At 73.9% G+C, this 25,114-nt stretch carries 19 protein-coding genes; 5 read left to right on the forward strand and 14 right to left on the reverse strand.

Translation table 11 applies throughout. The annotated features are described in order from the left end of the window. Positions 1-67 precede the first annotated feature (67 nt). On the forward strand, positions 68-1,312 hold the full coding sequence (locus QSK00_RS17510) for an ATP-binding protein (protein ID WP_285592436.1): 1,245 nt from the start codon (positions 68-70) through the stop codon (positions 1,310-1,312). Continuing rightward, positions 1,309-2,472 (forward strand): tetratricopeptide repeat protein, encoded by a 1,164-nt coding sequence (locus QSK00_RS17515; RefSeq protein ID WP_285592437.1) that lies wholly within the window; start codon positions 1,309-1,311, stop codon positions 2,470-2,472. The genes QSK00_RS17510 and QSK00_RS17515 overlap by 4 nt, the downstream gene beginning before the upstream one ends. Here the strand turns inward: QSK00_RS17515 and QSK00_RS17520 are convergent. The 6 genes from QSK00_RS17520 to QSK00_RS17545 all read right to left on the reverse strand — a co-directional run bounded on the left by QSK00_RS17520 (position 2,456) and on the right by QSK00_RS17545 (position 6,375). Continuing rightward, positions 2,456-2,767, reverse strand: a complete 312-nt coding sequence (locus tag QSK00_RS17520; RefSeq protein WP_285592438.1) for an EthD family reductase — start codon at positions 2,765-2,767, stop codon at positions 2,456-2,458. The two genes, QSK00_RS17515 and QSK00_RS17520, sit on opposite strands and share 17 nt — an antisense overlap. A gap of 67 nt (positions 2,768-2,834) precedes the next feature. Further along, positions 2,835-3,794, reverse strand: coding sequence for a phytanoyl-CoA dioxygenase family protein (locus QSK00_RS17525; protein ID WP_285592439.1), 960 nt, complete (start codon positions 3,792-3,794; stop codon positions 2,835-2,837). Then, the gene (locus QSK00_RS17530; RefSeq protein ID WP_285592440.1) at positions 3,791-4,627 is read right to left on the reverse strand and encodes a class I SAM-dependent methyltransferase; all 837 of its coding nucleotides are present in this window, start codon (positions 4,625-4,627) and stop codon (positions 3,791-3,793) included. Before QSK00_RS17530 ends, QSK00_RS17525 begins: the two co-directional genes overlap by 4 nt. Before the next feature lie 79 nt (positions 4,628-4,706). After that, positions 4,707-5,339: a TMEM175 family protein gene (locus QSK00_RS17535; protein ID WP_285592441.1), complete on the reverse strand. Its 633-nt coding sequence runs from the start codon at positions 5,337-5,339 to the stop codon at positions 4,707-4,709. Beyond that, positions 5,336-5,950, reverse strand: coding sequence for a histidine phosphatase family protein (locus QSK00_RS17540; RefSeq protein ID WP_285592442.1), 615 nt, complete (start codon positions 5,948-5,950; stop codon positions 5,336-5,338). The genes QSK00_RS17535 and QSK00_RS17540 overlap by 4 nt, the downstream gene beginning before the upstream one ends. Beyond that, positions 5,950-6,375, reverse strand: a complete 426-nt coding sequence (locus tag QSK00_RS17545) for an HIT family protein (RefSeq protein WP_285592443.1) — start codon at positions 6,373-6,375, stop codon at positions 5,950-5,952. Before QSK00_RS17545 ends, QSK00_RS17540 begins: the two co-directional genes overlap by 1 nt. A gap of 94 nt (positions 6,376-6,469) precedes the next feature. Here QSK00_RS17545 and glgX point away from each other — a divergent pair, with 94 nt between their 5' ends. Both glgX and treY read left to right on the forward strand, forming a co-directional pair. Beyond that, complete coding sequence (glgX, locus tag QSK00_RS17550; protein WP_285592444.1) at positions 6,470-8,680, forward strand: glycogen debranching protein GlgX; 2,211 nt, start codon at positions 6,470-6,472, stop codon at positions 8,678-8,680. After that, entirely contained in the window at positions 8,677-11,025 is a 2,349-nt protein-coding gene (treY, locus tag QSK00_RS17555; RefSeq protein ID WP_285592445.1) for a malto-oligosyltrehalose synthase, read from the forward strand. The genes glgX and treY overlap by 4 nt, the downstream gene beginning before the upstream one ends. 182 nt (positions 11,026-11,207) lie before the next feature. Here treY and QSK00_RS17560 read toward each other — a convergent pair whose 3' ends face one another. Genes QSK00_RS17560 through QSK00_RS17575 form a run of 4 tightly spaced genes read right to left on the reverse strand, consistent with a single transcriptional unit; the run spans position 11,208 to position 18,254 of the window. Beyond that, complete coding sequence (locus tag QSK00_RS17560) at positions 11,208-11,948, reverse strand: ferric reductase-like transmembrane domain-containing protein (protein ID WP_285592446.1); 741 nt, start codon at positions 11,946-11,948, stop codon at positions 11,208-11,210. Positions 11,949-11,952: 4 nt separating this feature from the next. Next, complete coding sequence (locus QSK00_RS17565) at positions 11,953-12,201, reverse strand: hypothetical protein (RefSeq protein WP_018331567.1); 249 nt, start codon at positions 12,199-12,201, stop codon at positions 11,953-11,955. A 58-nt stretch (positions 12,202-12,259) separates the two neighbouring features. Next, complete coding sequence (locus QSK00_RS17570) at positions 12,260-13,300, reverse strand: aldo/keto reductase (protein WP_285592447.1); 1,041 nt, start codon at positions 13,298-13,300, stop codon at positions 12,260-12,262. A 52-nt stretch (positions 13,301-13,352) separates the two neighbouring features. Then, positions 13,353-18,254 carry a SpoIIE family protein phosphatase gene (locus tag QSK00_RS17575; RefSeq protein ID WP_285592448.1) on the reverse strand — a complete coding sequence of 1,634 codons (4,902 nt, stop codon included), beginning with the start codon at positions 18,252-18,254 and terminating at the stop codon, positions 13,353-13,355. A gap of 103 nt (positions 18,255-18,357) precedes the next feature. On the opposite strand from QSK00_RS17575, the gene treZ reads away from it, so the two are divergent. Then, positions 18,358-20,094 carry a malto-oligosyltrehalose trehalohydrolase gene (gene treZ, locus QSK00_RS17580; RefSeq protein ID WP_285592449.1) on the forward strand — a complete coding sequence of 579 codons (1,737 nt, stop codon included), beginning with the start codon at positions 18,358-18,360 and terminating at the stop codon, positions 20,092-20,094. Between the two features lie 76 nt (positions 20,095-20,170). On the opposite strand, the gene acs is transcribed toward treZ, so the two are convergent. The 4 genes from acs to pyk form a co-directional block, all read right to left on the reverse strand. Then, entirely contained in the window at positions 20,171-22,093 is a 1,923-nt protein-coding gene (gene acs / locus QSK00_RS17585; protein WP_285592450.1) for an acetate--CoA ligase, read from the reverse strand. 75 nt (positions 22,094-22,168) lie between these two features. Continuing rightward, a complete protein-coding gene (locus QSK00_RS17590; protein ID WP_285592451.1) occupies positions 22,169-22,381 on the reverse strand; it encodes a hypothetical protein in 213 nt (70 codons plus the stop codon). Positions 22,382-22,451: 70 nt separating this feature from the next. Then, entirely contained in the window at positions 22,452-23,618 is a 1,167-nt protein-coding gene (locus QSK00_RS17595; protein ID WP_285592452.1) for a MalY/PatB family protein, read from the reverse strand. Positions 23,619-23,689: 71 nt separating this feature from the next. Then, complete coding sequence (gene pyk, locus QSK00_RS17600) at positions 23,690-25,108, reverse strand: pyruvate kinase (RefSeq protein ID WP_285592453.1); 1,419 nt, start codon at positions 25,106-25,108, stop codon at positions 23,690-23,692. Positions 25,109-25,114: the final 6 nt, after the last annotated feature.

Below are 25,114 nucleotides of genomic sequence, written 5' to 3' on the forward strand. Positions count from 1 at the left end.
ACGAGGGAGACGACCTCGTCGCTCCTGCGAAGCTGCGGCAGGCCGGGAACTGGCTAGGGTGCCGGACGTGAGCGGCGCGGATCCCCTGCTCGACAGCCTGCGAGCCGCGGTCGCGGCGGCCCCGGAGGACGCGACGCTGCGGCTGCACCTGGCCGGGCTGCTGCTCGACGCCGGGGAGCAGCAGGAGGCGATCTCCCACGTGGCGGCCGTGCTCGGCCGCGAGCCGGGGCACGCCGGGGCGGCCGCGCTGATGGCCCGTGCGCTGGCACCCGCCGCGACCGAACCGCCCGAGCCGGCCCCGGCCGCCGTCGGGAAGCCCTCCTTCGACTGGGACGCCGCCGAGGCCGAGGTCAGCGACGTCGTCGGGCCCCGGTTCGCGGCCGAGACCGAGGAGCCGGAGCGCGTCCCGGCGCACCCGCCGTCAGGCGGTGGCCGGTTCGCGGTGGAGCGCCCGGACCTGCGCCTGGCCGACGTCGGCGGCATGGACGCGGTGAAGAAGCGCCTGGAGGCGGCGTTCCTGGCACCGCTGCGCCACGAGAAGCTGCGGGCGCTCTACGGCAAGAGCCTGCGCGGCGGGCTGCTGCTCTACGGGCCCCCGGGGTGCGGCAAGACCTTCTTCGCGCGGGCGCTCGCGGGTGAGCTGGGCGCGAGCTTCCTCTCGATCGGCATCCACGACGTGCTCGACCAGTGGGCCGGCCGCTCCGAGCGGAACATGCACGACGTCTTCCTCGCCGCCCGCGCCGCGGCGCCGTGTGTCCTCTTCCTCGACGAGCTCGACGGGATCGCGCAGAAGCGGTCGGCGGTCGTCGGCGGGGTGCTGCGGCAGGTCATCACCCAGCTGCTCGCCGAGCTCGACGGGGTGTCGGCGGACAACGAGGGCGTGTTCGTGCTGGCGGCGAGCAACATGCCGTGGGACGTCGACCCGGCCCTCCGGCGGCCCGGACGGTTCGACCGGACGGTCCTCGTGGTGCCGCCGGACGACGACGCCCGGCGGGCCGTCCTGGAGTACCACCTGCGCGACCGTCCGGTGGAGAACGTCCGCCTCAAGCCCCTCGTCGCGCGCACCGCGGGGTTCTCCGGCGCCGACCTCGCCCACCTCTGCGAGGCCGCGACGGAGCGCGCCCTGCTCGACTCGGTGAGCACCGGCACCGCCCGGATGATCACCCAGGAGGACCTGCTCGCAGCCGCCGCCGAGGTACGGCCCTCGACCGGCCCGTGGTTCACCACCGCCCGCCAGGTGGCGCTGTACGCCAACGGCGACGGCTCCTACGACGAGCTCGCCACGTACATGAAGCGCCACAAGCTGCTGTGAGCCCCGGAGAGGCCCGGCGCCGTGCGGGCCTGCTCGTCGACGCCCGGCAGTACGACCGGGCGCGCCCCGAGATCGCCCGCGCCCTCGCCGAGGACCCGGACGACGCCGCCGCCTTCCACGTGCTCGCCCTGCTCGAGCAGCGGGTCGGCCATCACGACGACGCGCTCGCGGCCCTCGACCGGGCCGCCGCGCTCGGTCTCCCCCCGCGCGCGCACCTCACCAGCCGGCTCGACACGCTCTACCACGCCCGACGGTTCCCGGAGGCCGTCGCGACCGCCGAGGAGCTGCTGCTCCACGACCCGCACCAGGTCACGGCCCACGTCCTGCTCGCCCAGATGTTGGGGAGCGAGGGCCGGGCGGACTACCACCGCGCGCGGGCCCACGGCGAGTACGCGGTGCAGCTCGCGCCGGAGAACGACCACGCGCACTACGCGCTCGGACAGGTCCTCGCCTCGACGCACGGCCGCCGGGGCGCGCGCGCAGCCCTCCCCCGCCTGCAGGAGGCGGTGCGTCTGCGGCCGGACGACCCGGCGAACCTCAACGCCCTCGGCGTGGTCGACCTCACCCTCGGCCGCTCGCGGCGGGCCCTGCGCGCATTCGCCGATGCGCTCGCGCTCGACCCGACCCTGGAGCCCGCCGCCTTCAACGTGCCGCTCGCGATGCTCGGCCTGGTCCGTCGGGCGGGGCTGGTGATGACGCTGCTGTTCCTCGCGGCCGCAGTCGTCGGCGTCTCGCTCGCCCCACGGCTCCCGACGTCGCGGGCGGGCGCCTCGGCGGGCGCGGGCGCGATCGGGCACGGGGTGGCGGTCGTCGCGGTGCTCGCCGTCGTCGGCCTCGTCGTCGTCGCCCTGCGGCGGTCGGTACCCCCGACGATCCGGCCCGCGGCGGCCCGCGCGTGGCGGCGGGATCCGGTCCTCGCGCCGCTCGTGATCGCGGGGGCGGTGCTCGCGGGGCTGAGCCTCGTGATGGTCGCGCTGCCCGTGCCCGACGGGGTGCACGTCCCGCCGCTGCTGCTCCTCGGGCTGGTGGTGCGGGTGGTCGCCGTGCTGCTCAGCCGGACGCGGACCGCCCGCTACGGTCGCGAGCGGCGGGCCGAACGGGCCGAGCTGTGGCGGCCGTCGGAACGGCCGCCACGGCCCGACGTCACACGGTCGTCGTGAGCTCCTGGAACTCCATGTCGACCCCGGCCTGGGCGAAGGTGTCCAGGTCGGCCACGGCCGCCTGACCGGGCTCGGAGCCCAGCGAGGCCTGGGCGGCCTCCTTCGAGTCCCAGTCCAGCACCGCGATCAGCGCGTGGGCCGGCTGCGACCCGTCCGGCGTCTCGCAGACGCCCCACGTGAACGACCGGAGGTCGGGCAGCTTCGCTGCCAGCGGCGCGTGGGTGTCGCGGTAGTGCGCGACGAAGGCGTCCTTGTCGGCGGGGTGGTGGTAGCTGGCGGTCAGGCGGTACGTCATCGAACCCTCCCTGCGGAATTCCGTGTGCGCTGCAACACAACCAGCCCCACCCGTCGTCGGGAAGGGGTCAGGAGCGATCGGTGACGATCGGGTTGTGGGCACTCGCCGCGGTCTCGCCCGGCTCGGTGTCGGGCACGAAGAGCCGCCAGTCCCCGCTGACCATCGTGGGGCGGTCGATCACGCGAGCCCCGTCGGCGTAGTACGTCGCGCCCAGCACCATGCGCGGCTGCGTCGTGTGGTTCGCGCCCGCGGTGTGGAAGCACAGCGTCGAGTGGAAGCTGACGTCGCCGAGCGCGAACGGCTCGTCGTGGACCACGACGCCCGCGTCGCGCAGGGTCTCCGACACCGTCAGGTCGTAGGAGGTCCCGACCTTGTCGAAGGGCACGTCGGCCACCAGCTTCCACGTGTCCATCCCGCGTGCGAACGAGAGCGGACCCATCGCCGCCGGGACCGCCTGCAGCGGCATCCACGTCGAGATCACGTCGTGGGAGTCGAGCGGGAAGTGGTGGGCGTCGTAGTGCCAGGGGGTGCGGCCCGCGCCGGGCTCCTTGCAGAGCGCGCTGTCGTGGTAGAGCCGCAGCGTGTCGTGGCCGAGGAGCGCCGCGCAGATGCCGGCGATGCGCGGCGACAGGACGGCCGCCCGGACCAGCGGGTCCTCCAGCCACATCATCTCGCGGGCGCGCAGTGCTGACCCGGTCGTCGTGGCGAGAAGGTCGGTGAGGCGCCGGCGCAGCACCTCCGCCGCGCCCGGGGACACCACGCGGGGCAGGACGACGAAGCCGTCGGCGGCGAAGGCCCCGGCCGCCCCGAGGGGCAGGTCGTAGGGCTCGGCGAACTCGGCGATCACGGCCGCGTCGCCGGGGAGCGGGCCGGGGTCGGAGGCGGGGATCTCGACCGGGGTCCTCGGCGCCTCGGTGCCGGCGAGGGACATGTACCAGTCCCACCACTGCTCGTTGTCGCCGTCCCAGGCGGGGGCGACGTCGTCGGGGGCACCGGCCGCGGTGGCTTCGCTGAGGTGCGGGTTCATGCGGGTCTCTCCCATGTGAGGACGTGGACGACCTGGGTGAAGCGGTATCCGTCGTCGTTCCGCCGACCGGCGAGGTACTCCCCCACCGCGCCCTCGGACTCCATGCGGTCGAGCGAGACCGAGTCGTCGAAGACGCAGCGCTGGAGGAAGCCCTCGATCACGGCCCGGTCGGGATGGCCGACGTCGTAGTGGATCGGGGCGACGGCGGGCTCGACGCCGGCCCCGACGAGCGCCTCGCGGACCTGCTCGGCGGTGGTGAAGGGCACCGCGTCCGGGGCGAAGGTGGCGCGGTACGCCTCCGCGAAGCGCAGGTAGTGCGAGTCCGCGGACGCGTGGACGATCGCGCCGAACCCGCCCGGGCGCTGCGCCGCGACCATCCGCGCGATCCCCGCGCCGATCTCGGCGGGCGGGACGGCGTAGAGGGCGTGCGTGGCCCAGGCGACGTCGAACCCGCCGGCGTCGTCGGGCAGGTCCTGGATCCGGCACTCGTGCTCGGCGCCGACGGTGAACGGCGCTGCGAGCACCGAGCGGGCCTCGGCGATCGAGAACGGTGACGGGTCGAGCAGGTCGATCTCGACCCGGAGGTCGCCGACGGCGTCCGCGAGGCCCCGCCGTTGCAGCTCGGCGGGGAACTTCCCGCTGCCGCAGGCCACGTCGAGCACCGTGGTGGCAGCGCCCCGGGCGTGGCCGCGCAGGTCGGCGGCCCAGTCCCGGGCGGCGACGATCTGCCGGTAGTCCTCGACGGCGAGGGCGTAGAACGCCTCCATCCCCGCGCGGCCCTCCTCGGCCCAGTGCGCGAGGCTGCGTTCCTCGGTGGTGCCCTGCTGCGGCATGCGACGCGCCTCCGTAAGAGCCGTGACGGGCTTGTCTCCCGAACAGAACCACGTCCCCGCACCCTCGGCAGGGCGAGCGTCACCGACGCCGGAGGCGGGCGACCAACCGCGTCGTGAGCGGGTCGAGCAGCAGGGCGAGCAGCGCGAGGTACCCGACGGCGGGGACGACCACGGCGAGCAGGAAGGCGAGGACGACGTTGCCCGTCGCGGCGATCATGCGGGTGACGAAGACGTCCGGGGGGCGGCGGAGGTCGCCCTCGGCGAGCCCGGTCCGGCGCATGAGCACGGTCATCGCCGTCAGCAGCCCGCTGCACACCGCGAGCACCGCGATGTAGAGGCGCAGCACGAACGGCTCCGAGCCGTAGGTGGAGACCATCTGCGTCGTGAACGGCAGGACGACGATGGTCAGCACCCACAGGAGGTTGAGCAGCACCAGGCCCCGTGTGAGACGCGCACCGAAGCCGAAGAGCCGGTGGTGGACCAGCCAGAAGCGGCCGATGACGGCGAAGCTCAGCACGAAGCTGCCGAACACCGAGAGGTTGTCGAGGACGAGATCCTGCGGCGGTCCGGCGGGCCGGTCGTCGGAGGGCACCAACTCGGTGAGCTGCAGGACGAGCAGCGTGAGCGCGATCGCCACGGAGGCGTCGACGAACGCGACCATCCGCGCCTGACCGGGGAGCGCGTCCGGGTCGGGCTCCCCCTCCACGGTCACAAGAGGTCCGCCACGTGGCCCGTCTCGTTGACCGACCGCACCTTGCGGGTCCCCGAGCGGGACACGAGGACCCGGCTCAGGCCCGCGTGGTCCAGCGGGAACGTCAGGGGCCGGGCCAGGGCGAGCTCGAGCGCGAGGAACATGTTGATCGTGCCCGCGTGGCAGACGACCAGCACCGACTCGCGGCCGGCGTCGGCGTGGCGCGCCAGGATGCGGTCGAAGGCGCCGCGCACCCGGGCGGTGAAGGCCCCGACGTCGACGAACTCGGGGAGGAAGCCCTCCTTGATCCGCTCCCAGTCCGGGTCGTCGGAGTCGATCCGCTGGTGGACCGGGGTGTAGGAGGAGCGACCGAGGTCGAACTCCGCGAGGTCGGTCTCGACCACGGGCGTCAGACCGAGCGCGTCGGCCACCGGCTGCGCGGTCTCCTGCGCCCGCCGCATCCCGGAGACGACGATCTCGGTGATCTTCTCGCTGGTGTTGTTCGCGGCCCACCACCCGAGCGCGCTCGCCTGGACACGGCCGCGGGAGGAGAGCTCCGGGTCCGCCGGGGCACCGTCCGGGCCGGCCTCGGCGGCCTCGGGCTCGGCGTGGCGGGCGAGGATGAGCTGCATCAGGCGGGCACCTGGTCGCCGTGGCCCGCCGCCCGCAGGCCGGCGCGGATCCGCTCGGCCTGGTCGTCCATCGCGGCCTGGTCGGGGTCGGCGGCGGCCTGGGTGAAGTCGAAGGCCTCCAGCCCCCACGCGGGGTGGACGTGGACGTGCAGGTGCGGCACCTCGAAGCCGGCGATCATGAGGGCGACCCGCGGGGGCTCGAAGACGTCGCGGAGGACGGTGCCGATGGTCCGGGCCGTCGTCATCGCGTGCTCGAAGAGCCCGGTTGGCGCGTCGATCCACTGGTCAATCTCCTCGCGGGGCACCACGAGGGTGTGGCCGGGCCCCAACGGGTTGATCGAGAGGAACCCGACGACCTGGTCGTCGGACCACACGAATCGCCCGGGGATCTCGCCGTTGATGATCTTGGTGAAGACGGTCGCCACGCGCCGGAGCCTAACGACCGCGGGGTGTCGGTGCGGGCCGGTAGCGTGGCCCGGGTCGGCGACCTGTCGGTGTTCGAGGTGTTGAGGAGAATCGATGCAGCCCTGGCCGGGCACGTCCTACCCGCTGGGCGCCACCTACGACGGCGCCGGCACCAACTTCGCGTTGTTCAGCGAGGTCGCCACCGGGGTGACGTTGTGTCTGTACGACACCGACGGGTCCGAGACGAGCATCCCGCTGCCCGAGCGTGACGGGTTCGTCTGGCACGGCTACCTGCCCGGCGTCGTCCCCGGGCAGCGCTACGGCTACCGGGTGGAGGGGCCCCTCGATCCCGAGGCGGGCCAGCGCTGCAACCCGCACAAGCTGCTGATCGACCCGTACGCGAAGTCGATCGACGGTTCGCTCGGGCAGACCTACGCCTGGGACGAGTCGCTGTTCGGGTACCACTTCGAGAACGCGGACGAGGTCAACCACGACGACTCGGCGCAGCACGTGCCGAAGGCCGTCGTCGTCAACCCGTTCTTCGACTGGCACGACGACCGGCCGCCCCGCACGCCGTACCACGAGACCGTGATCTACGAGGCGCACGTCAAGGGGCTGACCTACCAGCACCCGGACATCCCCGAGGAGATGCGCGGGACGTACTCCGCGGTCGCCCACCCGGCGACGATCTCCCACCTGCAGCGGCTCGGGATCACCGCGATCGAGCTCATGCCGGTGCACCAGTTCGTGCACGACGACGCGCTCGTGCAGCGCAGCCTGCGCAACTACTGGGGCTACAACACGATCGCCTTCTTCGCCCCGCACTTCGGCTACGCGAGCACCGGCCCGACCGGGTCCAGCGCGCCCGGCTCGCAGGTGCAGGAGTTCAAGGCGATGGTGCGTGACCTGCACGCCGCCGGCATCGAGGTCATCCTCGACGTGGTCTACAACCACACCGCCGAGGGCAACCACCAGGGGCCCACGCTCTCGATGCGCGGGATCGACAACCAGGCCTACTACCGCCTGGTCGACGACCAGCCGCAGTACTACATGGACTACACGGGCACCGGGAACTCGCTCAACGTCCGCCAGCCCCACACGCTGCAGCTGATCATGGACTCGCTGCGCTACTGGGTCACCGAGATGCACGTCGACGGCTTCCGGTTCGACCTCGCGTCCACCCTCGCCCGCGAGTTCTACGACGTCGACCGGCTGTCGACCTTCTTCGACCTGGTCCAGCAGGACCCGGTGATCTCGCAGGTCAAGCTCATCGCGGAGCCCTGGGACGTCGGGCCGGGCGGCTACCAGGTGGGCAACTTCCCGCCCGCGTGGACCGAGTGGAACGGCAAGTACCGCGACACCGTCCGCGACTTCTGGCGGGGTACGCCGGGCACGCTCGGCGAGTTCGCCGCCCGGCTCACCGGGTCCTCGGACCTCTACCAGGACGACGGCCGGCGCCCCTACGCCTCGATCAACTTCGTCACCGCGCACGACGGCTTCACGCTCAACGACCTCGTCTCCTACAACGAGAAGCACAACGAGGCCAACGGCGAGGGCGGCCAGGACGGCGCCGACGACAACAACTCGTGGAACTGCGGCGTCGAGGGCCCGACCGACGACGCCGCCGTGCTCGAGCTGCGCCAGCGCCAGCGGCGGAACTTCCTCGCCACGCTGTTCCTGTCCCAGGGCGTGCCGATGCTGCTGCACGGCGACGAGCAGGGCCGCACGCAGGACGGCAACAACAACGGCTACTGCCAGGACTCCGAGATCTCCTGGATGGAGTGGGCGCCGGAGAAGTCCGACTCGGCGCTCATGGGCTACACCTGCGAGGTCTCGGCCCTCCGCGCGGCGCACCCGGTGTTCCGCCGTCGGCGGTTCTTCAACGGCCGTGAGATCCGCCCCGCCCTGCCCGGCTCCTCCGACGAGCCGCAGCGCGACATCGCGTGGTTCACCCCCTCCGGCGAGGAGATGACCGACGAGGACTGGCAGGGCGGCGCGGCGACCCTGACGGTCTTCCTCAACGGCGACGGCATCCTCGAGGCCGACCAGCGCGGCCAGCGGGTCGTCGACGACTCGTTCCTGCTGGTGTTCAACGCCCACCACGAGGACGTCGAGGTGACGCTGCCGGGCGCCGGTCTGCCCGACCGGTGGGCCACCGTCCTCGACACCGTCGACGGGATGGTGGTGGTCGGCACGGCGCGGTCGACGGCGCAGACCACCGTCGACGCCCTGCCCGCGGACCTCGAGACGCTCGGCGGCGGGGACACCGTGACCCTCGCGGCGCGGTCGACGCTGCTGCTGCAGAAGACGGATGCGGGCTCGTGAGCGGACGCATCCCCTCCTCGACCTACCGGCTCCAGCTCTCCCCCGAGCAGACCTTCGCCGCCGCGACCGACCTGGTCGGCTACCTCGACGACCTCGGGGCGGGGGCGCTGTACTGCTCCCCGCTGCTGCAGCCCTCCCCCGGCTCGATGCACGGGTACGACGTCGTCGACCCCACGAAGGTCAACGACGAACTCGGCGGTGAGCAGGCGCGCGTGGCCCTGATCGGCGCGCTGCGCGAGGCCGGGCTGAAGGCGCTGATCGACCTCGTGCCCAACCACATGGGCGTCGCGGTGCCGGCCGCCAACCCGTCGTGGTGGTCGCTGCTGGCGCTCGGGCCGGAGTCGCCGTACGCGTCCTGGTACGACGTCGACCTCTCGGTGCCGATCCTCATCCCGGTGCTCGGGTCACCGGAGGACGTCGAGAAGCTCGAGCTGTCCGACGACGGCTCCGAGCTGCGGTACTTCGAGCACCGCTACCCCGTGGCGCCGGGGACGGGCGAGGGCACCGCGCAGGAGGTGCACGAGCGGCAGCACTACCGGCTCGTGCACTGGCGGCGCGGCAACGCCGAGCTGACCTACCGCCGGTTCTTCGACGTCTCCGACCTCGCGGCCGTCCGCGTGGACGACCCGGAGGTCTTCGACGCGACCCACGCCGAGGTCCTGCGCTGGGTCGGGTCCGATCCCGACGTCGTCAGCGGCCTGCGCATCGACCACCCCGACGGGCTGACCGCGCCCGGCGCGTACCTGCGACGGCTCCGCGAGCGGCTGGGTGACGACGCCTGGCTGTTGGTGGAGAAGATCACCTCGCTGCGCGCGGACGGCGCCGTCGAGGCGCTGCCGGCGTCGTGGCCGGCCGACGGCACCACGGGCTACGACGCACTGCGCGAGGTCTGCGGCCTGTTCGTCGACCTGCGCGGCGAGTCGCTGATCGAGCAGATCGCGGCCGAGCACACCGGGGAACGCCGGCGCCTGTCGGTGGCCGAGCACGTCGCGAAGCGGCTGGTCACCGACGAGATCCTGGTCGCCGAGGTTCGCCGCATCGCGCGCCTGGTGCCGGACGGCGAGGAGTCCGACGACGTCGTGCAGGACGCGGTGGCGGAGCTGCTGGCGGCCTACCCGGTGTACCGGTCGTACCTCCCCGAGGGGCGGGCCGACCTGGAGCGGGCGGTCGACACGGCCGCGACGGCGCGGCCCGAGCTGGCGCCCGTGGTCCGCCGAATCCGGGCGGCGATGATCGCCGACCCGGACGGGCCGCTGACGCTGCGGGTCGAGCAGACCAGCGGGATGGTCACCGCCAAGGGCGTCGAGGACACCACGTTCTACCGGTGGAACCGGTTCGTCGCGCTCAACGAGGTCGGCGGCGCCCCCGACCGGTTCGGGGTCTCCCCCGCCGAGTTCCACACGGCCGCCGCCCACCGCGAGGCGGCCACGCCGCTGGCGATGACGACGCTCTCCACGCACGACACGAAGCGTTCCGAGGACGTCCGCGGCCGGCTCGCGGTGCTGTCCGAGCTCACCGCGGAGTGGGGCGCGTTCCTGCGCACGCACTCGGCTCGCCACCCCCTCCCGTCGCCGTCCCTCGAGCTGCTCGCGTGGCAGTCGGTGATCGGGGCGTGGCCGCTCACCGAGGACCGGCTCGTCGGCTACCTGACGAAGGCGTCGAAGGAGGCGAAGCTCGTCACGGCCCACGTCGACGCGAACGCCGAGGTCGACGAGCAGATCGCGGCGTGGCCGGCCCAGGTGCTGGGCGACGCGGAGACGGTCGGCGAGATCGAGTCGTTCGTGGCGGGGATCGACGCGTACGGCCGGTCGAACTCACTCGGTCAGAAGCTGCTGCAGATCGCCGGTCCGGGCGTGCCGGACGTCTACCAGGGCACGGAGCTGTTCGAGTACTCGCTGGTCGACCCGGACAACCGGCGTCCCGTCGAGTTCGCCCGCCGTCGCGAGCTGCTGGCGCGCATCGACGGCGGATGGCTGCCGCCGGGGGACGACCCCGACGGCGCGACGAAGCTGCTCGTGACCGCGGCCGCGCTGCGCCTGCGCCGGTTCCGCCCCGAGCTGTTCGACGGGTACGCCCCGCTGCCGGCCTCGGGTCCGGCCGCCGACCACGCCGTGGCGTTCGCCCGGGGCGGCCCCGCCGGACGGGAGCGTCTCGTGGTCGTGGCGACGCGGCTCCCGGTGGGGCTGGAGGCGGCCGGGGGCTGGGCCGACACGGTCCTCCCGCTGCCCGCCGGCGCGTCCGACTGGACCGACATGGTCACCGGTGAGGCCGTCGACGGCTCCGCCCCGGCCCTGGCGGACCTCCTCGCCCGCTACCCCGTCGCGCTGCTCGTGCGCCCGGCCTGACGGCCGCCGCCGCTCCGCGAGAGCTACACCAGGCAGGATCCGAGCCTCCGGAACCTGCCTGGCGTGCACCTCGCGGAGGGTTCGGACGGGGCCGGGCAGGTCGGGCCCGCTGGGCCGTTGGCGAGGGTCACACCAGGCGGGGATCACCGGTCCGGGACCTGCCTGGCGTGCACCTCGCGGGGCTACGGCCGCCGTCTCGGCGCGAGCGGGACCACCCGGCGGGCCGGAGCCACCGTGGGCAGCACCTCGGTCTGCGCGTCGACGGGCGACATCGTCTCGGTCACGGCCTCGCCCGCCGGGGAGGGCGCCGCCCGCACCACGGGCACCTCCCCCGTGACCGCGCGGATCGCCTCCTCCGGCACCCGGCCGCGTTCGGACACCGGGACGGAGGTCCGCCGGGTGTCGCGGCGGCGGTAGAGGAGCGCGCCGACGATGGCGACGGTCGAGAGCAGCGGCACCCCGAGCGTCCACCACGTCGTACCGCGGAACGACAGGTTGAGCACCGCGTGCGCCACCACGACCGGCCAGCACAGGTACGAGGACCAGTGCACCCAGAACCACACGCGTCGCGAGATCCGGGACCGCAGCACCGAGGTCACGATGATCGCGATGATCAGGTCGAAGGCGAGGGTGCCCATCGCCGCGCCGATCGGGTTGTACAGCGCGATCCCGGGCACGAACACGTCCACCACGCGCAGGTGCACGTAGTCGGTGACCAGCACCGTCACCACGTGCAGCACCACGAACACGACCGTGATGAGCGAGAGGTTGCGGTGCAGCGCGACGAGCACGAACCGGGGCAGGCCCAGGTCCGCGTTCTTCACCACCGAGGTGTTGTGCAGGATTCCCAGGACGACGACGAGGCTGAGCAGCAGCAGACCCATGGCCCCGAGGGCCCGCGAGACGAACCAGAGTTGGAGCACCGCGTCACCGCGTGAAGGGCGTGTAGACGAGCGGCCCCTCCTGCGGGCGCGTGTACTGGTACTCCAGCGGCGTCACGCGCGGCACGTCGGGGGCCGAGGCGGTCGCCGAGATCGCCGCCTGCAGCCCGACCGTGAGCGCGGCGGCGATCGCGGTGATCCACGCGGTGGTCTCGACGATCATGCGCTTGTTCGTCTCGTGCTGGGACTTCTTGCGCGCGCCCGTCCCCGCCCGCACCGCTCCCGACGCCGCCACGCCCCCAGGATGCCGGATGAAGCCGGAGTGAGATCACCCGAGGGGCGTGGCTGCGCGATCAGCCCAGCAGCGTCGCGTCGGCCGGGGAGAGCCGGTCGGTGATCGTGTTCTTCTGGTGCCAGTAGGGGTAGAGCAGTGGCATCGCCGAGACCTCGTCGAGGCGGCGGATCTCGTCGTCGGACAGGGCGAGGTCGGCTGCGGCGAGGTTGTCGGCCAGCTGCTCCTCGGTGCGCGCTCCGATCACCAGCGAGGTGACCCCGGGCTTGTGCAGCAGCCAGGCGTTGGCCACCTGGGCCACCGACACCCCGTGGCCGTCCGCGATCTCCGCGGCGACCTCGATGATGTCGTAGAGCCGCTCGCGGTCGTGCACCGGCGGTTCGGACCACTCGCCGAGATGGCGGGAGGTCTCCGGGTCGTCCTGGCCGCGCCGGAACTTGCCCGAGAGCAGGCCGCCGGCGATCGGGCTCCACACGAGGATGCCGAGTCCCTGGTCGATCGAGACCGGGACCAGCTCGTTCTCGGCCTCGCGGGCCTGCAGGGTGTAGTGGATCTGCTGGGAGACGAAGCGCTGGAACTCGCCGCGCTCGGAGACGGCCAGCGCCTTCATGATGTGCCAGGCCGAGTAGTTCGAGCAGCCGATGTAGCGGATCTTGCCCTTGCGCACCAGCGTGTCGAGGGCCTCGAGGGTCTCCTCGAGCGGGGTCTGCCCGTCCCAGCCGTGGAGCTGGTAGAGGTCGATGTGCTCGACGCCGAGGCGACGCAGGCTGTCCTCGCAGGACCGCACGATGCGGGCGCGGGAGGCACCGCCGTCGTTCGGACCGTCGCCCATCGGGAAGCGCATCTTGGTGGCGAGGTAGACGTCGTCGCGGTGGTTCTTCGTCGCCTGTCCGACGATCTCCTCGGACCCGCCCGCCGAGTACATGTCCGCGGTGTCGACGAGGTTCACGCCGTGCTCGACGCAGAGGTCGATCTGGCGGGTGGCGCCCTCGACGTCGGTCGTGCCGAGCTGCTCGAACATGCCCCGGCCGCCGAAGGTCATCGTGCCCATCGTCATCGTCGAGACCTTGAGTCCCGACCGGCCCAGCTGCCTGTACTCCATGACCGTCGGGTGCCCGCCCCCGCGCGTCGCCGAACAGGGGTGGCGGGGCCGGTCAGGACCGGGCGGCCTCCCGCGGCGAGGCGAGCCCGCTGAGGGCGAGGACGCGGGCGGCAGGCCCGGTCTCCGGGAGCACCAGCGTCGCCCCGGCGTCGGCCGAGGTGAGCAGCACGCCGATGCCGGCGCTCGCGAGGTACCCGACCCCGGTGACGTCGACCGACCACGTCGGCGCGGGCGGGGTGGCGACGACCCGGGCCAGCACCTCGGCCCCGGCGAGGTCGAGGTCCCCGGCGACCCGGACGGTGCCGCCGTCGACGGTCACCGACACCTCGCGGTCGGGGGCCGACGCGGAGGCGGGTACCTCCCGGTCGCTGCGGCCGGAGCGCCGCGCCGGCGGCACCGTGAAGGACACCGTCGTGCCCTCCGACCCGGTGTCGAGCACCACGTCGGAGGCCAGCGCCCGGATGAGGGACAGTCCACGGCCCCGGTGCCCGGGATCGGTCGGGATCTCCCGCCACGTGCCGTGGTCGGTGACGGCCACCGCGGCGCCGCCGTCGGGCTGGACGGTGAGGGTGACGGTGACCTCGGCACCGGCGGGCGGGACCGCGCCGTACGCGTGCTCCACGGCGTTCGTGGCGGCCTCGCCGAGCGCGAGCTGGAGGTCCTCCGCGACCTCGTCGCGCAGGCCCGCCGGCCCCGACCAGGCCCGGACCGCCCGGCGCATCCGTGCGAGCTCGGCGGGATCCGCCGGGAAGGTGCGGGTCATCGGCGAGGGCGCCAGCCGCAGCACCACGACCGCGACGTCGTCGATCGCCTCGCTCGGGGCGAGGGCGTCGAGCAGGTAGGTCGCCGTCGGTTCGGGAGCGACGTCGGGTCGGGCCGCGGCGACCGCGACGAGGCGGTCGAGGCCCTCGTCGAGGGACTCCCCGCGGCGCTCCACCAGGCCGTCGGTGTAGAGCACGAGGTCGTCGCCGTCGGCGATGGTCACGACGCCCTCGGTCCGCGGCACCCGCGACTCCTGGGCGAGGCCGAGCAGCGGGCCGTGTCCGGCGGCGTCGGTCAGCAGCCGGGGGCCGGCCCCGTCGACGAGCAGGGCGGGCAGGTGGCCCGCGCGCGCCCAGCGGACCTCGCCGGAGTCGGTGTCGACGAGCACGCAGATCGCGGTGGAGGCCCGGGCGCCGGGCACCCGGGCGACGAGCCCGTCGAGGAGGTCGAGGGCGGGCCCGGGACCGTGGCCCGCGAGCAGGTACCCGGACAGCGCGGTGCGGAGCTGTCCCATGACGGCCGCCGCGGCGGTTCCCTGCCCCACGACGTCGCCGACGACCACCGCGACGTGGTGGGAGCCGACCTCGACGACGTCGTACCAGTCGCCGCCCGCCGAGGTCCCGACCGCGCCCGGGAGGTAGCGGACGGCGACCGGCAGCCGCGCCACCTCCGGCAGCGCCTGCGGCAGCAGGGAGCGCTGCAGGGTCTGCGCGATCTCGTGCTCGGCCCGGAAGAGGCGGGCGCGGTCGAGGGCGACCGCGCAGGGCTCGGCGAGTGCCAGCAGCGTCGTGCGCTCCCCCGCGTCGAGCCGGCCCAGGACGTCCCGGCCGACGGCCAGGGCGCCGACGACGTTCCCCGCCGCGATCAGCGGCACGGTCACCACCTTGCGCATGCCCCGGGCGCGCATGAGGGCCACCAGCTCCGGGTCCTGCGCGTCCTCGGGCTCGCCGGGCTCGGGCTCGTGCACCCAGACGGACCGCTCGGAGCGCACGGCGCGGGTGAGCAGGGTGTCGGCGCCCAGGGACACGACGTCACCGTTCGACCGCGGGTCGCGCGACTGCGGACGGCGGGCGACCATCCGGAGCTCGCGCGCGGCGCGGTCGTACTCGAAGACCGCCGCCTGGGCGTCCTCCCCGAGGAGTTCGACGATGTGCTCCATCATCGCCCGCCCGACCTCGGACGGGGTCGCGGCCGCGGAGAAGGCCGCCGTGGCGTGCTGCACGATCCCGAGCCGGTGGGCGGCGCTGCGCTCGTCGGCGTAGAGCAGCGCGTTGTCCAAGCTCGGCAGGACGCGGGCGACGACCTCCTCGACGAGGCCGCGGTCGGCCTCCGACCACGCGGCGGCGGTCGGGTCCCGCTCGAGCACGACCACCCCGATCGTCCGGTCGCGCACCCGCAACGGACGCCGGAGCCGGTGGCCGTCCTCGCCGTCGTCGACGTCGTCGACGTCGACGTCGCCCTTCTCGTCGATCTCGACGCGATCGGCCAGACCCGCCTCGCGCAGCACCCGCGCGAGCTCGCGCAACCGCCCCGCGACGGTGTCGGTGGACTCCATGCCCGCGCCGACCTCGGCGAGCAGGCGGGCTCGGTCGGCCTCCCGCAGCCGGGTCTCCACGTCCACGGCGGCACCGACCCAGCCGGTCGCCCGGCCGTCGGGCCCGGGCACGGGCGTGGCCTGCTCGACGAGGCGGTGGTACGTGCCGTCCACGTGCCGCAGCCGGAAGTCGGTCTCCCAGCTGCGCCCCTCGGCGCGGGCGAGGCCGACCGCCTCGTCGTAGCCCGCCCGGTCGAGCGGGTGCATCCCCGTGACCCAGCCCTCGCCGAGCTCCCCGGCCCGGTCGCGTCCCGTGAACCGCGTCCACCCGGCGTTGAGGAAGACCCGCCGGCCCTCGGCGTCGGAGACCCAGATCATCGCCGGGGCGAGATCGGCGACCGCGGTGAAGCGGGCCTCCGCCTCCCGCCGGGCCCGACTCAGCTGCAGGTGGGCCTGCACACGGGCCTGCAGCTCGCCGGGGGCGAACGGCTTGACCAGGTAGTCGTCGGCCTGCGCGGCCAGCCCCTCGACCGCCGCCTCCTCGTCGGCGCGCGCGGAGAGCAGCAGCACCGGGACGCGGGAGGTGCGCGGGTCCGCGCGCAGCGCCGCCAGCAGCCCGAGGCCGTCGCGGCCCGGCATCATGACGTCGGAGACCACCATGTCGGGCGGGTCGGCCAGGGCCAGCTCGAGGGCGGAGTCGCCGTCGACCGCCGTCACCACGGTGCACCGGGGAGCGAGCAGCCGGCTCACGTACGCCCGCATGTCCGCGTTGTCGTCGGCCACCAGGACGCGGCCGATCACGCCCCGGTCGGGGTCGGGCCCGGGCGGGGTCGGGTCGGCGGGCACCCACAGCTCCGCCTCGTCGACGAGGGCACGGGACCGGCCGGAGCCGTCCTCGGTGTCCTCGGCGTCCGCCGCGTCGCCGCGGAGCTCGGTGACCGGCATCAGCACGGTGAAGGTGGTCCCCCGGCCGGGTTCGCTCGCGACCTCGACCGACCCGCCGTCGTACTCGACGAGCTCGCGGACCAGCGCGAGCCCGATCCCGCTGCCCTCGGCGCTGCGGGCCCAGGCGCCCTCCACCCGGTGGAACCGCTCGAAGAGCCGCGGCAGCTCGTCGGCGGCGATCCCGATCCCGGTGTCGGCCACGGTGAGGACCGCGCGGCCGCCCTCGCGACGCAACCGCACGGTCACGGTGCCGGTCTGCGTGTACTTGAGCGCGTTCGCGACGAGGTTGAGCACGATGCGCTCCCAGCCGACCCGGCTGAGGGAGACCGACGTCCCCCACGCCGGGGCGTCCACGACGTAGTCGAGGCCGCCACGTTCCATCGCCGAGGCCACCATCCCGGCGACGTCGGCGGTGAGGCGCCCGAGGTCGACGGGGCTGCGGCGGGGCTCGGCGCTGCCGGCCTGCAGCCGGGCCACCTCCAGCAGGTCGCCGACGAGCCGGGTGAGGCGCCGGGTGTTGCGGGCGACCACCTCGAGGTCGGCGCGCGCCCGGGCGGGCGCGAGGTCGGGGGCTGCGAGCAGCCCGTCGACGGGCCCCGAGATCAGCGTGAGCGGCGTGCGCAGCTCGTGGCTGGCGTCGGCGAAGAACCGGCGCCGCGCCTCGTCGAGCTCGGCCAGCGCCTCGGCCCGCCGTCGTTCGGACTCCCCGGCGCGCGCGTCGAGCACGCCGGAGGTGACCTGGCCGGCGACGAGCTCCACGAAGTCGCGGTAGAGGTCGTCGAAGGCGAGGAAGCGCGAGAGCCCGACGACGAGGACGCCGAGCAGGTCGCCGGAGGGGGCCCCGGGCGGGCGCAGCGGCACGAGGACGACCCGGTCGCAGTCGTCGGGCACGGCGTCGCGCACTCCGGCGGGCAGCTCGACCGGGACGGTGCCCTCCCGTGCCCGCCCGAGCGGCCAGGGCCCGGACCCGTCGTCGAGACCCGCGGTGACCGGCGCCGCCGGGCCGCCGCGCGCCGTCCCGACGGCGGCGGCGAGCCGCAGGTCGTCGGGGTCCTGGTCCTCGTCGGGACCGCGGAGGTAGACCAGTCCGAACGGCAGGTCGGCGTGGTCGCCGCCGAGGACCTCGCCGGCGGCGTCGGCGACCTCCCCGGTGGTGCGCGCGGTGGTCATCGCCGTCGCGAGGTCGCGCAGGAACGCCATCCGCCGCTCGGAGAGCACCCGGGGCGTGGTCTCCGTCACCGCGCAGAACAGCCCGTGGATCCGGCCCTGCTCGTCGGCCAGCGGGCTGTAGGAGAACGTGTGGTAGGTCTCCTCGGGCCAGCCGTTGCGCTCGAGGTGGAGCAGCAGGTCCTCGTCCCACGTGGACTCACCCCGCTCGGTCACGGCGGTCACCTGCGGCAGCACCGCGTCGTAGACCTCCGACCACACCTCCCGGAAGGGGCGGCCCAGCGCCCACGGGTGCTTCCCACGCAGTGTGTCCCGCTGGTAGGAGTCGTTGTAGAAGAACGTGAGCTCCGGCCCCCAGGCCATCCACATGGAGAACCGCGAGGCCAGCAGGACGCGGACGACGGTGCGCAGCTCCTGGTGCCAGGACCGGGACGGACCGAGCGGGGTCGCCGACCAGTCGACCTCCGCCATGGCCGAGGCCACGTCGCCGTCCCCGGCGAACAGGGGGTCGACCCCGGCCCCGTCCTCGTCCGGGCTCGCTGACATCCGTGCTGCTCCTCCATGCCGTCGTGCGCGACCGACCCTAACGCCGCGGGCGTGTACCCGGTTCGCACGGCGACGCGTCGTCCGTGCCGGGAGGATCATCGTCATGACGGGTCTGGGCGTCGACGGGGCGTTCTCGGTGTGGGCTCCGACGGCCGATTCGGTGGCCGTGGTGGTCGACGGGGTGACGTGGCCGATGGCGGCGGAGGAGGGCTGGTGGAGCGCCGTCGTCGACGGCGCCGGCCCGGGCAGCACGTACGCCTACTCCCTCGACGGCGCGGACCCGCTGCCCGACCCGCGCTCGCGCCGCCAGCCCGACGGCGTCCACGCCGCCTCGCAGGTCTGGGCGCCGCCGGGCCTGCCCGACGACGGGTGGACGGGACGGGGTCTCCCGGGCGCGGTGATCTACGAGCTGCACGTGGGCACGTTCACCCCCGGCGGGACCTTCGACAGCGCCGTGGAGCGGCTCGACCACCTGGTCGAGCTCGGCGTGACGATCGTCGAGGTCCTGCCCGTCAACGCCTTCGACGGCACCCGCGGCTGGGGCTACGACGGCGTGCTGTGGTTCGCCGTGACGGAGAACTACGGCGGACCCGACGGATTCCGCCGGTTCGTCGACGCCTGCCACGACCGTGGCCTGGGCGTCGCGGTCGACGTCGTCTACAACCATCTCGGGCCGTCCGGGGCCTACCTCGACCGCTTCGGGCCCTACTTCGCCGGCTCGAACGACTGGGGGTCGGCGCTCAACCTCGACGGCCCCGGCTCGGACACCGTGCGCGACTACATCCTCGAGAACGTCTCGATGTGGTTCGTCGACTTCGGGGTGGACGCGCTGCGGCTCGACGCGGTGCACGCCCTGCGCGACACCCGGGCCACCCACCTGCTCGAGGAGATGGCGGTCCACGTCCAGGGGCTGGAGGCCACCCTGGGCCGGCCGTTGACGCTGATCGCCGAGTCCGACCTCAACGACCCGCGGCTGGTCACCCCCCGGGAGGCCGGCGGCTACGGGCTGGACGCCCAGTGGTGCGACGACATCCACCACGCCCTGCACTCGACGCTGACCGGCGAGACCCAGGGCTACTACGTCGACTTCGGCGACCTGGAGACCCTCGGGACGGTGCTGCGCGAGGCGTACGTGCACGCCGGGACGTGGTCGACGTTCCGCGGCCGCACCCACGGGCGCCCCGTCGACCTCGACCGCGTGCCCGGGTGGCGGTTCCTCGCCTACCTCCAGGACCACGACCAGGTCGGCAACCGCGCGGGCGGTGACCGGCTCTCCGCGTCGCTGTCCCCCGGCCGCCTGGCCTGCGGCGCGGCGCTGGTGTTCTGCTCGCCCTTCACGCCGATGATCTGGATGGGCGAGGAGTGGGGCGCCTCGACCCCGTGGGCGTTCTTCGTCGGGTTCGACGACCCTGGGCTGCAGGACGCGGTCCGCGAGGGACGCCGACGGGAGTTCGCCGAGCACGGCTGGGGCGCCGAGGAGGTCCCCGACCCCACCGACCCTGCCACGTTCGAGCGCTCCCGCCTCGACTGGTCCGAGCCCGAGGAGGGCCAGCACGCATGGCTGCTCGACGTCTACCGCTCGCTCACCGCACTGCGCCGCACCGAGCGGGAGCTCGCCGACCCGCGCCTGGACCGGGTGCACGTCGACGTCGACCCGGGCGCCCGGACCCTCGTGGTGCACCGCGGAGCGCTGCGCCTCGTGGTGAACCTCGGCGCGGGCGAGGCGACCGTGCCCCTGGACGGGGCCACCGACGTGGTGTGGTCGCCGTTCGAGGTCGGGCTCTCCGAGGCGGCCGTGGTGCTGCCGGCGGAGTCGTGTGCGGTGATCCGGACGTCGTGACCCCCGCCCTCGTGGCAGGAAAGCGTCGTTGCTGTCATCCGGTGGGGGGTTCCGCCGCATCGTCAGGCGCGCACCGTCAGCTCTGCAGCGCCGCCCGTGCCTGGTCGAGGGCGGTCGGGTCGACGATCGACGTCGTGTCCCCCGGCTCCCGGCCCGACGCCAGGTCGAGCAACAGCCGGCGCATGATCTTGCCGGAGCGGGTCTTCGGCAGGACCGACACGACGTGCACCTGCTGCGGGCGCGCGACCGGCCCGAGTTCTCGGGTGACGTGCGCCCGCAGGTCCGCGGTCAGGTCCTCGTCGGGCGCACCCTCGCCGCGGGTGACGACGAAGGCGACGACCGCCTGACCCGTCGTCGGGTCGGGCGCGCCGATCACCCCGGCCTCCCCCACCCGCGGGTGGCTGACGAGCGCCGACTCCAGCTCGATCGACGACAGACGGTGCCCCGAGACGTTCATGACGTCGTCCACGCGGCCCTGCAACCAGACGTACCCCTCGGCGTCGATGCGGGCGCCGTCGCCCGCCAGGTACCAGCGCTGCGCGCGGAAGCGCTCGAAGTAGGAGGAGACGTAGCGGTCGGGGTCGCCCCAGACAGTGCGGGCCATCGACGGCCAGGGACGGTCGACGACGAGCAGTCCGCCCTCGTCGGGATCGGCGTCGGTGCCGTCCTCGCGGACCACCTTCGCCGAGACGCCGGGCAGCGGCTTCGTCGCGGAGCCGGGCTTGAGCGTCGTCGTGCCGGGCAGGGGCGCGACCATCGCGGCTCCGGTCTCGGACTGCCACCAGGTGTCGACGATCGGGCACCGCCCGCCGCCGACGTGGGAGTGCAGCCAGCGCCACGCCTCGGGGTTGATCGCCTCGCCGACGCTGCCGAGCAGGCGCAGCGACGACAGGTCGTGCCCGTCGGTGATCTCGTCGCCCCAGGTCATGAACGTCCGGACCAGGGTGGGCGCGGTGTAGTACACGGTGACGCCGTAGCGCGCGAGGATCTCGAAGTGGCGGCCGCGGTGCGGGGTGTCCGGCGTGCCCTCGTAGAGGACCTGGGTGACGCCGTTCGCGAGCGGGCCGTACACCTCGTAGGTGTGCGCCGTGACCCAGGCGAGGTCGGCCTGGCACCAGTAGACGTCGTCGTCGCGGTGGTCGAAGCACGCCCACGCGGTCCACGCCGTCTGCGTCAGGTAGCCGCCCATGGTGTGGACCAGGCCCTTCGGCCGGCCCGTCGTCCCGGACGTGTAGATGAGGAACAGCGGCGTCTCGGCGTCGAAGGCCTCGGCGTCGTGCGTCTCCGGCTGCCCGTCGACGACGTCGTGCCACCAGACGTCGCGGCCCTCGGTCCACGGCACGTCCTGCCCGGTGCGCCGGACGACGAGCACGTGCTCGACGTCGGTGTCGGTCACGGCGTGGTCGGCGTTCTCCTTGACCGGGACGGCCTTCCCGCGCCGGTACTGCCCGTCGGTGGTGACGACGACCTTCGCCCGCCCGTCGGTCACGCGGAAGCGCAGCGCCTCGGCCGAGAACCCGCCGAAGACGAGCGAGTGCAGCGCACCGATCCGCGCGCACGCCAGCATCACGACGACCGTCTCGACGAGCACCGGCAGGTACACGACGACGACGTCACCCTTCCCGACGCCGAGCCCGGTCAGCGCGTGCGCCGCCTGCGCCACCCGCCGCTGCAGGTCCGCGTAGGTGACGGCGACCCGGTCCCCCGGCTCGCCCTCCCAGTACAGCGCGACCTTCTCCCCGCGGCCCGCGGCGACGTGCCGGTCGACGCAGTTGTGCGCGACGTTCAGCCGGCCGTCGGCGAACCAGGTGACGAACGGGTGCTCGGAGCCGTCGTAGCCGACCGTCGGCTCCCGTTCCCAGTCCAGCTCTCGGGCCCGGGCGAGCCAGAAGGCGTCGAGGTCGGCCTCGGCCTCGGCGCGCAGCCGGGCCTCGTCGGCGGCGGTGACGTTCGCGCGGGCGGCGAGGTCGGCGGGCGGGGCGTAGCGGTCGTCGTCCATCCCCCGTCGTGTTCCCCCCTCGCGGCAGGAACGCGTCGTTGCTGGCGTCCAGTGGGAGGAAACCCACACCGTGGATCAGTCCGGCGGGTCGTCGATGAGCTCGTCCAGCGTGACGAACAGCGGTTCGCCCCGCTCCCGGGCCCGAGCGGCGGCGCGCCGGGCGGCGGCCGCGATCCGGGCCAGTTCGTCGGCGCCGACCACCCGGGTCTGCACGACCTCACCCGACTCGTCGGTCAGCGTGACGGCGACCAGGCCGGTCTCGCGCTCCTCCGAGAACGACAGCGGCATGGCTCCACCCTAGGTGCCGACGATGTGGCTTCCCTGCCACTGGATGCAGGCAACGACGCTTTCCTGCCACTCAGGCGAGGGCCGCCGCCATCCGCTCCAGCGCCTCGGCCAGCACCGGCCGCGGCGTCGCCAGCGTGAGCCGCATCCCGCCGGGCCCGCCGCACCGCGTGCCGTCGGTCATCACCACGCCCGCCTCCCGGGCGAAGAACGCCGCCGGCGACTCGTCGAGCCCCAGCCCCGTGGCGTCGAGCCACGCCAGGTACGTCCCCTCCGGCACCACCGTCCCGACGCCGGGCAGGGTCGCCTCGCGCAGCAGCGCACGGTTGCCGTCGAGGTAGGCCAGCACGTCGTCGAGCCACTCCCGGCCGTGCGCGTACGCCGCCGTCGAGGCGAGGACACCCGGCGTCGCCGTGCTGTGCTCGGCGAGGTAGCCGCGTTCGGCCCAGGTGGCGGCGTCGGCGGCGTTCGACAGGATCACCTGGCCGCACTTGAGGCCGGGCAGGTTCCACGCCTTCGACGCCGAGGTCGCCGTGACGGTGTGCGCGGCCGCCGTCTCCGAGGTCGACGCGTACGGGACGTGCGGCCGGCCGTCGAAGGTCAGCGGGGCGTGGATCTCGTCGGCGAACACCCGCGCTCCGTGCCGCTCGACCACGGCCGTCACCGCGGTGAGCTCCTCGCGGGTGAACACCCGGCCCGTGGGGTTGTGCGGGTTGGTCAGCACGAGCAACCGCGCGCCCGACGACGTGAACGCGGCGTCCAGGGCGTCGAGGTCGAGCGCGAAGGGGTCACGGGTCATCGGCACCGGGACCATCTCCCGCCCCAGCTGCCCGGGCACCGTCAGGAACGGCATGTAGGCGGGCATCGGCAGCAGGACCGGGCTGCCGGGCGGCGTGACGTGCTCGATCGTCGCCACCAACGCGGTCATGACGTCGGGGACCGGCCGGATCCGCTCCGGGTCGATCGACCAGCCGAACCGGTCGGCCCAGAACGCCGAGCAGGCGGCCGCGAGGTCGGCGACCCACGCGTCGGCGAGGTAGCCGAACCGGGACGCGTCGGCGCTCGCGCGGACCGCCTCGGCGACCGGACCCGCCGTCGGGAAGTCCATCTCGGCGACGAACGCGCCGATGAGCTCCCGGCCGTGCCGGTCGACGCCGTCCGCGACGCCCTGGCCCGACCACTTCCACGTGCCGCCCGCCCGCATCGCGTCGGCGGTCAGGGCGTCGAACGGGTGCGCCATGCCCCCGATCCAACCGAACGAACGGCACTTTCGCGCACACAGATGCTGCGAGAGTGCCGTTGGCAACGGTCCTAGTGCGTGTCCTCGCCCAGCCGGTGCACGCGGATGAGGTTCGTCTTGCCGGCCTGCCCGGGCGGCGAGCCGGCGACGATGACGACGAGCTCGCCCGGGGCGAAGCGGCCGATCTGCAGGATCGAGGCGTCGACGCGGGCGATCATGGCGTCGGTCGTCTCCTCCCACGGCACGAGGAAGGTCTCGACGCCCCAGGACAGGGAGAGCTGCGAGCGGATCGCGGGCACCGGGGTGAAGGCGAGGACCGGCAGCCGGGTGTGGAGCCGCGCGAGGCGGCGCACGGTGTCGCCGGAGCGCGTGAAGGCGACGAGCGCGCGGGCGTTGAGGCGCTCGCCGATGTCGCGGGCCGCGGTGGTGACCACCCCGCGCTGCGTCCGCGGGACGTGCTGGATGGCCGGGACCGACGCCGGGCCGGACTCGACCGCCTCGACGATGCGCGACATCGTCTGCACCGTCTCGATCGGGTAGTCGCCGACCGAGGTCTCGCCGGAGAGCATCACCGCGTCCGCGCCGTCGAGCACGGCGTTCGCGACGTCGCTCGCCTCCGCGCGGGTCGGCCGGAAGTTGTGGATCATCGACTCGAGCATCTGCGTCGCGACGATCACCGGCTTGGCGTTCTCGCGGGCGATCTGCACGGCGCGCTTCTGCACCAGCGGGACGTCCTCGAGCGCCAGCTCCACGCCGAGGTCGCCGCGCGCGACCATCACGGCGTCGAACGCGAGCACGATCGCCTCGAGCGCGTCGACCGCCTCGGGCTTCTCCAACTTCGCGATCACGGGGAGCCGGCACTCGTACTCGTCCATGATCTTGTGGACGAGCTCGGCGTCGGCGGGCGAGCGGACGAACGACAGCGCGATCATGTCGACGCGCAGGCCCAGCGCGAAGCGCAGGTCGGCCTCGTCCTTCTCGCTCATCGCCGGGACCGACACGACGGTGCCGGGCAGGGAGATGCCCTTGTTGTCCGAGACCCGGCCGCCCTCGACGACCCGGCAGACCACGTCGCGACCCTCGACCGCGGTGACCTCGACCGAGACGTTGCCGTCGTCGATCAGCAGCGACTCGCCGGCGCGGACGTCGTCGGCGAGGCCCTTGTAGGTGGTGGAGACGCGGTCGTGCGTGCCGGCGACGTCCTCGGTGGTGATGCGGACGGTCTCGCCGGTGGCCCACGTCTGCGGCCCGTCGGTGAACCGGCCGAGCCGGATCTTCGGGCCCTGCAGGTCGGCCAGGATGCCGACCGCGCGGCCCTCGGCGTCGGCGGCCTCGCGCACGAGGCGGTAGACCTCGGCGTGCTGGGCGTGCTCGCCGTGGGAGAAGTTCAGGCGGGCGATGTCCATCCCGGCCCGGACCAGGGCCCGGATGCGCTCCGGGGACGACGTCGACGGACCCAGCGTGCAGACGATCTTCGCGCGGCGGCTCACGCCGCC

This window comes from Actinomycetospora sp. NBRC 106378, assembly GCF_030269685.1.
GTDB lineage: Bacteria > Actinomycetota > Actinomycetes > Mycobacteriales > Pseudonocardiaceae > Actinomycetospora.